Source organism: Simplicispira hankyongi (assembly GCF_003570885.1).
GTDB classification, from domain to species: domain Bacteria; phylum Pseudomonadota; class Gammaproteobacteria; order Burkholderiales; family Burkholderiaceae_C; genus Simplicispira; species Simplicispira hankyongi.
The window spans coordinates 1-12209 of sequence record NZ_QXJC01000005.1; the positions used below are offsets into that span (position 1 = coordinate 1).

Annotated in this window: 9 protein-coding genes, 1 pseudogene and 2 riboswitches; of the genes and pseudogenes, 7 read left to right on the plus strand and 3 right to left on the minus strand. The window is 65.3% G+C overall.

What is annotated here, in order from left to right:
* Positions 1 to 2253 (minus strand): beta strand repeat-containing protein (locus D3F03_RS12050; RefSeq protein WP_147414724.1); only part of this gene is annotated, 2253 nt, incomplete at its 3' end.
* A 522-nt stretch (positions 2254 to 2775) separates the two neighbouring features.
* On the opposite strand from D3F03_RS12050, the pseudogene D3F03_RS12055 reads away from it, so the two are divergent.
* Positions 2776 to 3213: pseudogene (locus D3F03_RS12055) on the plus strand (DoxX family protein); the annotation flags it as partial.
* Between the two features lie 87 nt (positions 3214 to 3300).
* Entirely contained in the window at positions 3301 to 3903 is a 603-nt protein-coding gene (gene wrbA / locus D3F03_RS12060; RefSeq protein WP_119109683.1) for an NAD(P)H:quinone oxidoreductase, read from the plus strand.
* Between the two features lie 103 nt (positions 3904 to 4006).
* Here wrbA and D3F03_RS12065 read toward each other — a convergent pair whose 3' ends face one another.
* A complete protein-coding gene (locus D3F03_RS12065; RefSeq protein WP_119109684.1) occupies positions 4007 to 5320 on the minus strand; it encodes a D-amino acid dehydrogenase in 1314 nt (437 codons plus the stop codon).
* A gap of 51 nt (positions 5321 to 5371) precedes the next feature.
* Positions 5372 to 5477, minus strand: a riboswitch (glycine riboswitch).
* Between the two features lie 15 nt (positions 5478 to 5492).
* Positions 5493 to 5594, minus strand: a riboswitch (glycine riboswitch).
* A 598-nt stretch (positions 5595 to 6192) separates the two neighbouring features.
* Between D3F03_RS12065 and dinG the strand changes: the two genes are divergently transcribed.
* The 3 genes from dinG (at position 6193) to D3F03_RS12080 (ending at position 9576) form a co-directional block, all read left to right on the plus strand.
* On the plus strand, positions 6193 to 8379 hold the full coding sequence (dinG, locus tag D3F03_RS12070) for an ATP-dependent DNA helicase DinG (protein WP_119109685.1): 2187 nt from the start codon (positions 6193 to 6195) through the stop codon (positions 8377 to 8379).
* Positions 8380 to 8414: 35 nt separating this feature from the next.
* Entirely contained in the window at positions 8415 to 8771 is a 357-nt protein-coding gene (locus D3F03_RS12075) for a zinc ribbon domain-containing protein YjdM (protein WP_119109686.1), read from the plus strand.
* Positions 8772 to 8862: 91 nt separating this feature from the next.
* Positions 8863 to 9576, plus strand: coding sequence for a 3'-5' exonuclease (locus D3F03_RS12080; protein ID WP_119109687.1), 714 nt, complete (start codon positions 8863 to 8865; stop codon positions 9574 to 9576).
* Here the strand turns inward: D3F03_RS12080 and D3F03_RS12085 are convergent.
* A complete protein-coding gene (locus D3F03_RS12085) occupies positions 9540 to 10232 on the minus strand; it encodes a class I SAM-dependent methyltransferase (protein ID WP_342769324.1) in 693 nt (230 codons plus the stop codon). The genes D3F03_RS12080 and D3F03_RS12085 overlap by 37 nt on opposite strands.
* A gap of 247 nt (positions 10233 to 10479) precedes the next feature.
* On the opposite strand from D3F03_RS12085, the gene D3F03_RS12090 reads away from it, so the two are divergent.
* A complete protein-coding gene (locus D3F03_RS12090) occupies positions 10480 to 10974 on the plus strand; it encodes a C40 family peptidase (protein ID WP_199665462.1) in 495 nt (164 codons plus the stop codon).
* 31 nt (positions 10975 to 11005) lie between these two features.
* A complete protein-coding gene (locus D3F03_RS12095; protein ID WP_119109688.1) occupies positions 11006 to 12109 on the plus strand; it encodes a 3-deoxy-7-phosphoheptulonate synthase in 1104 nt (367 codons plus the stop codon).
* The last annotated feature ends 100 nt before the right edge of the window (positions 12110 to 12209 follow it).

The window sequence follows — 12209 nt, forward strand, 5'->3', positions numbered from 1 at the left end:
TGCTGCCGAGGCGCTGCCCGTGCCCGCCGTATTGGTAGCGGTCACCGTGAAGGTGTAGGCGGTGCCGTTGGTCAGGCCCGTCACCGTGATCGGGCTGGTAGCACCGGTTCCGGTCAACCCGCCAGGATTGGAGGTGACGGTGTAGCCCGTGATGGCCGAGCCGCCGTTGCTGGCCGGCGCCGTGAAGGCAACGCTCGCCTGGCCGCTGCCTGCCGTGGCCGTGCCTATCGTGGGCGCGCCTGGAACCACCGCATTGACCGCAAAAGTCTGGCTCACCTGCGGCGCCGCCAGATAGGTGCCATCGCCCGCCTGGTCGGCATGGATGGTGCAGTTGCCTGCCGTGACGAAGGTCAGCGCGCCGCCGCTGGTAACGGTGCATACGCCTGTAGTGGCCGAGGTAAACGCCACTGCCAGGCCCGATGTGGCCGTGGCCGTGAGCGTTGGCGTGGTGCCGAAATTCTGCGCTCCAGGGTTGGCGAACGTGATGGTCTGGGCACCTTTGGGCGTAACGCTGTTGGACGCTGCCGATGCCGACCCCGTCCCGGCTGCATTGGTCGCCGTCACCGTGAAGGTGTAGGCGGTGCCGCTGGTCAGGCCCGTCACCGTGATCGGGCTGGCAGCACCAGTTCCGGTCAACCCGCCAGGATTGGAGGTGACGGTGTAGCCCGTGATGGCCGAGCCGCCGTTGCTGGCCGGCGCCGTGAAGGCAACGCTCGCCTGGCCGCTGCCTGCCGTGGCCGTGCCTATCGTGGGCGCGCCTGGAACAGTGTACGGGGTGACACCGACAGCCGCTGACGCAGCCCCACCGCCGCCCGCATTCACTGCACGCAACGTGACAGAGTACGCAGTTCCATTGGTCAGGCCGGTAATCGATACAGGCGAACTGGTGGCCGCAGGTGTGAAGGAAGTCCAATGGGCGCCAGCATCCAACGAATACTGGTAGTTAGTGATCGGCGATCCGTTGTCGGAGCCTGCGGTGAACGAAATGGTGGCTTGCGCATTGCCAGGTGTCGCACTCAGGCCCGTGGGTGCATCCGGTAACGGGATGGCGGTCAGGCCGACCTGGTAAAGATCAGAGTGGATATAGCCAGACGAATCGGTTCCGGAGGCCGAGTACAAAAGAGAATATCCGCCACCGCCGTCCGGCAAATAGAAAGGTGTTACCAGCGCCGGGTTCGGCGGCGTGGTGGTGTTGGCAACGGCGGGCACCGTGATGCCTGAATCGACGACAGAGCCGATCAGCGCGCCTGTCGCAGGCGAGATGGTCCCTGTGCTGAACCCCCCGGCATCGTTGAGCATCATGGCGACCAGATTGCTGCCGTTCATGCCAAAACTTGCCGACGCATTGCCCACACCGGAAGGATTGCCCCAATAGCGTGTTGCCGCAATGGTTGCGCTCGCCGGGAAAATGCGCGCCGCAGTGTAGGTCCTGGCACCACCGCCAGACCCCCCGACTGTCACGTTTTGAATATCGGTGGTCACCAGACTGCCATCGTTATTGAAAACCGTGACCTCCCAATCGATTGACGCCTGCTGGTTCAGCGTTGCAAAGCCGCCGTTAAAGGAGGTGACCAACGTGGTGTCGTTGGTCTGCCCCTGGCTCCAGTTCACCCGGGCATAGTTCACACCGCTCGCAAAATTTGCCGCAGTTCCGTCAGATGCCAACTTGAAAACAAAATCACCCAAGGGCGTGTAGGTAGAGCTCACCCAGTCATAGACGGCGCCCGTGATGACAAAACTTCCATCTGACAACGCCGCCAGATTCAATCCACCCAAAAACCACAGTTTTCCAATATCCGGGTCGCTGCCCGGATTAGGTGCAGGGTTGGTCGAATCGCCCACCGTGGTTTCCGTGTTGTGCACGTAGTTGCCTGCCACGTAGGAGTAGGCGTTGACGTACACCTTGCTGCCATTGAGCACAGCGGTGGCAAATCCGCCGCCCGTCAAGCCCACGACCTGCGGCGCATAGCCGGATACCGATGCCAAGGCCGACGTGCTTTTGGTCAGAGTCCCGGCGTTGTCAAAAAGCGCATAGAAATTAGCTGGTGTGGAAGAAGTAGCCTTATCTACTTCAGTCCAGACCACGACAAACCCGCCATTAAGCAATGGCGCCACGCGCATGTCCTGCAGGTAGTTGTTGACGGGGTCCGACAAATGCGTCGCCGTGATATTGATCGTGGCCTGCACGGTGTTGCCGGCATCCAGCACTTTGACGATCCCATCGAAACCTGGAGCATTGGGGCTGTAGGTCATTGCGTCGCCAGACGTCTGCTGAAGGTAAGCAGAGATCTTGTTCCCGTTGGACAAAACATCCAGCCCCGCCGCCAGCACTTGAAAGCCAGACGGGGACCCGGTGCTGGCTTGGACCAGCGTGCCAGTCGCATGGGCCTGCAAGGAAGCCGACATCGCGATGCACGCGACGACGCTTAGACAAAGTCGCCCTGCTGCTCGACAAAACTTTGAGAACATTTAAAACCCTCTTCTTCTGAACGGAGCCCCAGACTTACACGTTGCCCAAGTCTATGGATGCGTGCCTTTGGAGCGAATACACGTAATTCTTTGTCACATCTTGTAGAAGATCAATCTTTTCTCTCGAACTCGTGGCAATCCCGCCCTCGCTCGGCGGCCATTGACACCAAAGACAGAACGGTGAGTTGGCCGCGCACCGGTTTATCTTTGTTTGCAGCAAAACTAAAGTCGTGGTGCTGATACGACAACGCGCGAGGGCTACTTGGTTGAGCACCGCCGTTAGCCGCAAATTGCCAAGAAGTCTCCTCCCTGTTTTTTTCGACTACCACCATGACCGACAAATACGCCTCCACCGTTTCCCTCGCCGGCCGCATCCTGCTGGCGCTGATGTTCATTCCCGCCGGTTTCGGCAAGTTGACCAACATTGGCGGCACGGCGGGCTACATTGCCAGCGGCGGTTTGCCCTTCCCCAGCCTGCTCGCAGTGCTGGCCGGCGCGCTGGAGCTGTTTGGTGGCCTGGCGCTCGTCATCGGTTTCAAGGTGCGCTGGGTGGGCCTGGCGATGGCCTTGTTCACGCTGGTTGCCAGCATGGTGTTCCACCCCTTCTGGTCGGTGCCCGAAGCACAGCAGATGGTGACCAAGCTCCTGTTCATGAAGAACATCTCCGTCGTTGGCGGCATGCTGCTGATCTCTGCCCTGGGCGCTGGCGCGCTCAGCGTGGACGAGCGCAACCGCCAGCGCTGAAGTCTTACCCAACGCTCTACCCCGTTGCGCCGCATTGTCGGTCCGCACTGGGCGTCGCCAATCTCTCAGTCAACCCAAGGAAGCACCATGTCCAAAGTCCTCGTTCTCTATTACTCGTCTTATGGCCACCTGGAGACCATGGCCTCGGCCGTGGCCGAAGGCGCTCGCTCTGCTGGCGCCGCGGTGGACATCAAGCGCGTGCCCGAAACCGCACCCACCGAAGTCGCCAAGGCCGCGCACTTCAAGCTGGAGCAGGCAGCGCCCGTCGCCAGCGTTGCCGATCTGGAGCACTACGACGCCATCATCGTCGGCGCGCCCACGCGCTTTGGCCGCATGCCGGCGCAGATGGCGAGCTTTCTGGACCAGGCCGGCGGCCTGTGGGCACGCGGCGCGCTCAACGGCAAGGTCGGCGCTGCGTTCACCTCCACCGCCACGCAGCACGGCGGCCAGGAAATGACGCTGTTTTCCATCATCACCAACCTGCTGCACTTCGGCATGGTGGTGGTCGGCCTGCCGTACAGCCACCAGGGCCAGATGACGCTGGACGAAATCGTCGGCGGTAGCCCCTACGGCGCGACGACGATTGCCGGTGGCCAGGGCCAGCGCCAGCCCAGCGCCATCGAACTCGAAGGCGCGCGCCACCAGGGCAAGCTGGTGGCCGAGACGGCGAACAAGCTGTTTGGCGGCTGAAGGCTGCCCGGCCAGCGATGGCCGCGCAGGCCCTTTGAGTTTTAGGTCAAATTGGCTGCTAGCGCTTACCCAGTAAGCGCTAGCAGCTATTATTTAAATAGCATTACTGCGCTGCGGGCGCCATTGCTCCGCGCGGTGAGCGTGCGGTGCCCGTGCCGACAAACGCAAAATCCACCTCCGGCGCCAGGCCGCTGACGATGCGCGCCAGGCTCTTGCCCGAGCCGCAAGAATGCGTCCAGCCTAGCGTGCCGTGGCCCGTGTTGAGGAACAGGTTCCGCACGCGCGACTGGCCGATGATGGGCAGGTTCGACGGCGTGGCCGGGCGCAGGCCGCTCCAGAACTGCGCTTGCGCCGTGTCGCCCGCGCCGGGGAACAGTTCTTCCACGCGGCGAACGATGGCCTGGCAGCGAACAGGGTTCAGGTCGCGGTCGTAGCCATTGAGTTCGGCCGTGCCCGCAATGCGCAAACGGTCGCCTTGCTCTGACGTGTAGCGCGAGAAAACGAGCTTGAATTCGTCGTCGGTCAGTGACACCTGGTGCGCCAGGCTGGCGTCTTTTACCGGCATGGTCACCGAGTAGCCCTTGGCCGGGTAGATCGGCAGGTTCAGGCCCAGCGGCTTGGCGAGCAATGGCGAGAAGCTCCCCAGCGCCAGCACGTAGGCATCGCCCTGAATGCGCTGGTAGCGGCCCTCGTTGTCGGTCACTTCGACATGGTCGATGCGACCGCCTGCTTCGCGCAGCGCCGTGATGTGGTGGCCCATGCGGAACTCGACGCCGTCGGCCACGCAGCGGGCGGCCAGTTCGCGGGCGAACCGGTTGGCATCGCCCGATTCGTCTTCGGCGGTGTAGGTGGCACCGGCGAGCTGCGGGCGAATGTGGCGCAGCGCGGGCTCCAGGCGCACGGCTTCGTCGGCAGAAATCACCTGGCGCTCGCAGCCCAGCTCGCGCATCTGCTGCGCGGGCGCTTCCGCCGCATCGAACTCTTTCTGGCTGGTATAGAAGTGCAGAATGCCCTGCGTGCGCTGGTCGTATTCAAGACCCAAATCGCGGCGCAGCGCCTGCAAAGTGTCGCGGCTGTAGGTGCCCAGGCGCACGATGTGCCCGATGTTGTGGCGCGTGCGCGCCGGCGTGCATTCGCGCAGAAACTGCAGGCCCCACAGCCACTGGCGCATGTCGGCGCGCAGGCGAAAGAGCAGCGGCGCATCTTCGCGGCCCAGCCACTTGAGCAGCTTGAGCGGCGCGCCGGGGTTGGCCCAGGGCTCGGCGTGGCTGACGGAGATTTGCCCGCCGTTGGCGAAGCTGGTTTCGGCGCCGGGCGTGGCCTGCCGGTCGATGACGGTGACGTCGTGGCCTTGTTGGCGCAAGAAATAAGCCGAGGTGACGCCGAGCAGGCCGGCGCCCAATACGATGACTCGCATGAGAAGACTCCAAGAGAACGGTGGTCGCACCCAACAAAACATTGGTTGCGTGCCGCTCCCTCTGTCCTCGGTACCTGAGAGATTCAGCCCTGCTCTGCGAGCGCGGCCTTGCTCCTTCGGTGCGTCACGGCTGTGACGGCTCTCCAGACGGCGTTTGGAACGTGTGGACGTTCCACGGTGTGCAGTACGGTACCTGAGCGTTCATGGGAGTTTGCGCCTTCGGTGGCACGCCGTGGAACGGGTCCGTGGGCGTGCGCTCTCCTGCGGGGGGCAGTGTAGCAGGGCGAGCGTAGCTGTTCCATGCGACGCATGCCCTAGGCTCGTCCACCTTGGCCAGCCAGAGCTTGATGGGCTCGACCTTGGGGCTGGGGATGGAGTGCACCAAGTGCAGCAGGGTTTCGGCAGTGGCGCAATCGGTTCCGCGCTGATTGCTGTCTGACGCGATCCATTTCAACCTTACGATTTTCTCGTACGGTTGCTTTAAGCCAGCCTCCTGTGCCAACTTGCGCTTCAAGTCAGACCCATACCGATTGGAGCAGGCTCTGTCCGTCAACACTTTCACCACGTCCACCACAGGAAGCCATCACTGAGTCGGCCGGGACAAGCAAGGCCTTGCTTATTTCTTCTCAGAGCAGGTCTAAATAGTCTTAGGGAAATTCGGCTCTATCGCATATCCAGAAATCGCCTGCAGCTCTAATTTTTATAGTTTTCCCTCTTTACGATCCGGCTCCACCCGCCTCGGCGTCCCGCCGTAGAACTCGCCCAAGCAGGCCTTTGCAGGCGTGCAACGCGAGGGACTGGGAGCATTTCCAGCCCGACATCACTGGCTTTTCATCCAGCGACCGGCTGCGAACGTGCCACACTCACGTCCCATGTCTTCTGAAGAATGGTCGGCCAAAGCCTTGCAGGCGTTCGATGCCATGGTGCAGGCAGGCAGCGGCCTGCGCGCGCGCAGCGGGCAGCGCGGCATGGCCGAGTGCGTGGCCAACACTTTTGCCAAGGCGCAACTGGGCAAGGTGGAAGACGGCGCCACACCGCAACGCGCCATTGCCGTCATCCAGGCCGGCACCGGGGTGGGCAAGTCGCTCGCCTACTGCGCGCCGGCGATTGCCATGGCGCTGGCGCGCGGCACGCGGGTGGTCATCTCGACGGCGACCGTGGCCCTGCAAGAGCAACTGGTCCACAAGGATTTGCCGCTGTTGGCCGCGCAGATGCCCGAGCCGTTCCGCTTTGCCCTGGCCAAGGGGCGCGGGCGTTATGTGTGCAAGCTCAAGCTGGAACGCCTGGCGGGCCAGGGCGGGGCGGACGAGGGCGACGACGACCTGTTTCCCGACGACGAGCTGCCCGCCTCCAGCGAGGTGGGCGAAGCCCGCGTCCGGCTCTACAAAGGCATGGCCGATGCGCTGGCCAGCAGCGCCTGGGACGGCGACCGCGACAGCCTGCACGAGCAGCCCGACGCCGCCCTCTGGCGCCCGGTGGCGGCCGAGGCGAGTTCGTGCACCGGCAAGCATTGCCCGGTGTTCAACGAGTGCAGCTATTTCGAGGCGCGCAAGGCGTTGGTGGGCGCGCAGGTGATCGTGGTGAACCACGATTTGCTGCTCGCGTCGCTGGGCGCGCGCGTGCTGCCCGAGCTGGACAACTGCCTGCTGGTGCTCGACGAAGCCCACCATTTGCCGGCCACGGCGCTGGAGCAGTTCGCCTGCCGCATGGACCTGAGCCGCCTGGCCTGGGTCGACCGGCTGGCCAGCCGCGCGCTGCGCGTGGGCACGCTGCTCGAAGTGATGGAGGTGGCCGATATTCCCGCCCAGGCGAGCAGCCTGCGCCAGGCGCTGCAGGCGATGGAGCGCCTGGTGCTCGATGCCTACGGGCCTGCGCTGCGCGGCGAAGCCGGCGGCACGGGAGCCCGGCGCTGGGGCCGGCCCGGCGATCCGGCCAGCCCGACTCGCCACCGACCGCCGCGTGGCCTGTTGGCGGCGCAGTTGGACGCGCCGATTGCCGAAGTCGCCGCGCACGCCAGCGAGTTTCTGGAGAGCCTGCGCGCCATCGCCAAGGCGCTGCGCGCGGCCCTGCGCGATACCCCTTTGGAAGCGCGCCGCCTGGCCGCGCTGTACGCGCAGATTGGCATGCTCGCGCCCCGGCTGGAAGAGGTGCACGCGTGCGCCGCGCTGCTGCAGCAAGCGCCTGCCGAGGGCGCCTCGACGGTGCCCGCGGCCAAGTGGTTCACGCTCATGCAAAACGGGGATTTCCTGGTGCTCCAGGCCCATGCCAGCCCGGTGCTGCCCGGCAACGCGCTGCGCCAGCAGCTGTGGGGCGCGGTGCGCGGCGCGGTGCTGACCTCGGCCACGCTGACGAGCTGCGGCAGCTTTGATTTCTTCCTGCGCGAATCCGGCCTGTGGGGGGACGAGGCGGCCACCACCTTGGAGGTGGCCAGCCCGTTTGACTACGCCGCGCAAGGCACGCTGGTGCTGAGCGAAACGCACGCCGATCCGAAAAACGCCGACGCCTTCAATGCCGAAATGGTCGACGCCCTGCTCGAAGACCTGACGCGCGTGCGCGCCGGCGCGTTGGTGCTGTTCACCTCGCGCGAGCAGATGCGCCGCGCGGTGGACGCGCTCGCCACCGCCATGCGCCCGAGCGTGCTGGTGCAGGGCCAGCTGCCGCGCCCGCAGCTCTTGGCGCGCCACCGCGAGCGCGTGGCGGCGGGCCAGCCCTCCATCGTCTTTGGCATGCAGTCGTTTGGCGAGGGGCTGGATCTGCCCGGCGCGCTGTGCGAATCGGTCTTTATCACCAAGCTGCCCTTCGCCCCGCCCGACGACCCGGTCGCCGAGGCGCGCGCCGAATGGCTGCGCAGCGTGGGGCGCGACCCCTTCAGCGAGCTGGTGGTGCCGGCCACGGCCCTGCGGCTGGCGCAGTGGGCGGGCCGCGCGATCCGCAGCGAGGAAGACCAGGCGCACATCTACTGCTACGACAAGCGGCTCGCGCGCACCAGCTACGGCCAGCGCCTGCTCAAGGGGCTGCCGCCGTTTGCGCAGGAGCGGCGCACCCTGCAGGGACAATAGCGGCCTCACACAACAAGACAGCGGAGGAACGCCCCATGCCCCACACCCTTCCCGCCTGCCCCCAATGCGGCCAGGAGAACACCTACCCCGATGGCGATCAGTTCATCTGCCCCGACTGCGCGCACGAGTGGCCTCAGGCAGTCGCTGCCAGCGCGGAAGACGACGCCAAAGGCGATGGCGTGGTACGGGACGCCAACGGCAACCCGCTGCAGGACGGCGACGCCGTGATTCTGGTGAAAGACCTCAAGGTCAAGGGCTCTTCTTCCACGCTGAAAAAGGGCAGCAAGATCAAGGGCATTCGGCTGGTCGATGGCGCCGACGGCCACAACGTGGACTGCAAGACCGACCTGGGCAGCATGCTGCTCAAGTCCGAGTTTCTCAAGAAAGCATGATCTGTTTTTGATAGCTGTAAAGCCAATACAGATAAGCGCTATAGGCTATTTTTAATACAAACTCTTACCCTTCCGACAACCCCGCTGCCCAGTGACTTCCCGCATCGCCGTCATCGACTTTGAAACCACCGGCAGTTCGCCCGGCCAGGGTGCGCGCGCGACCGAGGTGGCCATCGTCATCGTTGAGCACGGCGCGGTGGTGGGTAGCTTCCAGAGCTTGATGAATGCCGGGGTCTGGGTGCCGCCTTTCATCACCCAGCTCACCGGCATCACCAATGCCATGGTGGCCGAGGCGCCGCCGGCTGCCGAGGTGATGCGCCAGGCGCATGCCTTTGTCGGCGGCGCGCCCATGGTGGCGCACAACGCGGCCTTTGACCGGGGTTTCTGGCGGGCCGAACTGGCGCGCATCGGTTGCGATGCCGAGCACCCGTTTGCCTGCACGGTGCGGCTCTCGCGCCGGCTGCACCCGAACGCGCCCAACCACCGTCTCGGCACGCTGGTGGACTACCACGGCATCGCCAGCGCCGGCCCGGCCCACCGGGCGCTGGCCGACGCCAGCGTCACGGCGCAGTTGCTGCTGCGCATGCAGGAGCATTTGCGCCTGCATTGGGGCATTGCCACCTCCGACCACGCCTTCCTGCTGGCCCTGCAGGCCTGCGCCAAGGCGCGGCTGGCGGATTTCCTGGTGCGGCATGCGCGCGGCGCGCAGGAGAGCCTTGGTCTCGCCAGGGACTTGAACCGCAAGCCGCTGGCCGAACCCCAAAACGCTCAGGCACGCACGTACGTCAGCAGCCGTCCTTTGTAGGCGGGGTGGGCGGCCGAGGCCGGGCTGTCCAGCCGCTCCTGCGTGCAGGCAAAGCCCAGCCCCTGCATCTGCCGCGAGAACGCCGCGCGGTTTCCCCGGTCGGGGTCGACGATCCAGATCTCTGACTGCGCATTCGCATGGCGGCCGATAAAGCCCGCCAGTGCGCTGCTCGCATCGCGGTCGTACAGCAAATCACTGCCGATCAGCAGGTCGTAGCGGCCCCTCAGCGTGGTGGAATGGGGCGCTGCCGGGCCAGGCTCTGGTGCGTTCCAGGCCCCATGGCGGTACTTCATCGGTGCCAGGGCGTTGAGCCGCAAGTTGGCGCGCAGAAACCGGGACGCCAGTGGATGGCTGTCGCTGGCGGTCATATCCAGGCCCAGCCGGTGCCCCACGAGGCTGGGCAGGCCCAAGCCGCAGCCCAGTTCGAGCACGCGCTCACCAGGCAGAACTCCGCGCATGGCGAGCCGCTGCGCCAGCCGCGCACCCGAGGGCCAGAGCAGGCCAAAAATAGGCCAGGTGGCCGACGAAATACCAACGCGCAGCGCATGGCCCAGCGGGTCGGAGAACTGTTGGCGGTCGAGCAGGGAGCGAATTTGCAGATCCGCAACCCCCGCGACGGCGATGCACTCCTGCTTGGTGGCATAGCCGGGCATCATCGCGAACGCACCGCTTCGGGCGCGCGCCTGTGTGAAAGAGGGCCATTGTGCGCCTGCGCATCGCGGCCGCTGGTTGGCGCCTGCACATGCGGGCTGGCCGGACGTTTCAAATGCCGACGGCATCACCCTGCTACTGGCACCCGGCTGGCACCAGACATTCGGCTTTTCTCAGTACCTGGTGCTATTATGTAGATAGCTGCTCGCGCTTGCTGTCAAAGCGATAAGGCCAGTTTATATGTATATTTTTATGCCATGGACAGGCGCCAGACCGCGGGTCTTGCTGGCTCTGGCGCTGTTGGGCGCACTGCTGCTGGGCGGCTGCAGCACCTCATCCTCCATGCGCCACGCGCGCGGCACGCCGTCCACGCTCTCGGGTGACCAGGCCAGCGACATTGCCATTCACGCGCTGGGGCTGGTCGGCACACCCTACCGCTACGGCGGCAACACGCCCGCAGGCGGTTTTGACTGCAGCGGCCTCATCGGCTATGTGTACCGCAGCGAAGTCGGCACGCCGCCCCCGCGCACCGTGGCCCAGCTCGGCGGCTGGGGCGAAGAGGTGGATGCGCAAGCACTGCGCACTGGCGACCTGGTGCTGTTCGGGCGCGGTCGACCCACCCATGCCGGCATCTATGTGGGCGCAGGGCGCTTCGTCCACGCACCGTCCACCGGCGGGGAAGTGCGGCTCGACGTTCTGACGGCCGGGTACTGGGCACGGCAGAACCCCGAGTACCGCAGACCCTGACGCCACCGGCCGAGCGCGCGACAATCGGCGCATGACACACCAGCCGCGCACCCCCGAACCGCTCTCCACCCACGACACCACGCGCATCGACGACACGCGCATCAAAGCCGTGCGCCCCCTCATCACCCCTGCATTGCTGGACGAGTGGCTGCCCGTGCCAAGCGCCGCGCAGGCGCTGGTGGAGGCGAGCCGCGCCGCCATCTCACGCGTGCTGCATGGCCAGGACGACCGTCTCGTGGTGGTGGTGGGGCCTTGCTCCATCCACGACCACGACCAGGCCATGGAATACGCCCGGGCGCTCAAGCAGCAGGCCGATGCCTTGCACGACGACCTGCTGCTGGTGATGCGCGTGTATTTTGAAAAACCCCGCACCACGGTCGGCTGGAAGGGCTACATCAACGACCCGCACATGGACGGCAGCTTTGCCATCAACGAAGGCCTGGAGCTGGCGCGCCAACTGCTGCTGGACGTGCTGGCGCTCGGCCTGCCGGTGGGCACCGAGTTTCTCGATTTGCTCAGCCCACAGTTCATCAGCGACCTGGTGAGCTGGGGCGCCATTGGCGCGCGTACCACCGAGAGCCAGAGCCACCGCCAGCTCGCCAGCGGCTTGAGCTGCCCGGTGGGTTTCAAGAACGGCACCGACGGCGGCGTGAAGGTGGCCAGCGATGCCATCCTGGCGGCACAGGCACCCCACGCGTTCATGGGCATGACCAAGATGGGTCAGGCAGCTATTTTTGAGACGCGTGGCAATGACGACTGCCACGTGATCCTGCGCGGCGGCAAGCTGCCCAATTACAGCGCCACCGATGTCGAAGCGGCGTGCGCCTTGCTGCGCGCCGCCGGCCTGCGCGAGCAGGTGATGGTGGACGTCTCGCACGCCAACAGCAGCAAGCAGCACCAGCGCCAGATCACGGTGGCGGCCGACGTGGCCTCGCAGGTGGCGGCAGGCGATGCCCGCATCATGGGGCTGATGATCGAGAGCCACCTGGAAGAGGGCCGCCAGGACATCGTTCCCGGGCAGGTACTGCGCCCAGGCGTGTCGGTGACGGACGCCTGCATCAGCCTGGCGCAGACGGCGCCGGTGCTGGACACGCTGGCGGCTGCCGTGCGCGCTCGCCGGGCCCACGCAGCGTAGTGCTTGAAAACGGTTGCACGGTGTATATTGGAATTAATCTGTAGCAATTTCGTCATGTGAGATCGTTGCGCGACGCGCAGCGTGTTTTTGCGCCGCAGCG

Bases quoted from the DNA above. Each gene is read 5' to 3' on its own strand.
- wrbA (WP_119109683.1), top strand. From the start codon at position 3,301: ATGTCCAAAGTCCTCGTTCTCTATTACTCGTCTTATGGCCACCTGGAG.
- D3F03_RS12065 (WP_119109684.1), bottom strand. From the start codon at position 5,320: ATGCGAGTCATCGTATTGGGCGCCGGCCTGCTCGGCGTCACCTCGGCT.
- dinG (WP_119109685.1), top strand. From the start codon at position 6,193: ATGTCTTCTGAAGAATGGTCGGCCAAAGCCTTGCAGGCGTTCGATGCC.
- D3F03_RS12075 (WP_119109686.1), top strand. From the start codon at position 8,415: ATGCCCCACACCCTTCCCGCCTGCCCCCAATGCGGCCAGGAGAACACC.
- D3F03_RS12085 (WP_342769324.1), bottom strand. From the start codon at position 10,232: ATGATGCCCGGCTATGCCACCAAGCAGGAGTGCATCGCCGTCGCGGGG.
- D3F03_RS12090 (WP_199665462.1), top strand. From the start codon at position 10,480: ATGCCATGGACAGGCGCCAGACCGCGGGTCTTGCTGGCTCTGGCGCTG.
- D3F03_RS12095 (WP_119109688.1), top strand. From the start codon at position 11,006: ATGACACACCAGCCGCGCACCCCCGAACCGCTCTCCACCCACGACACC.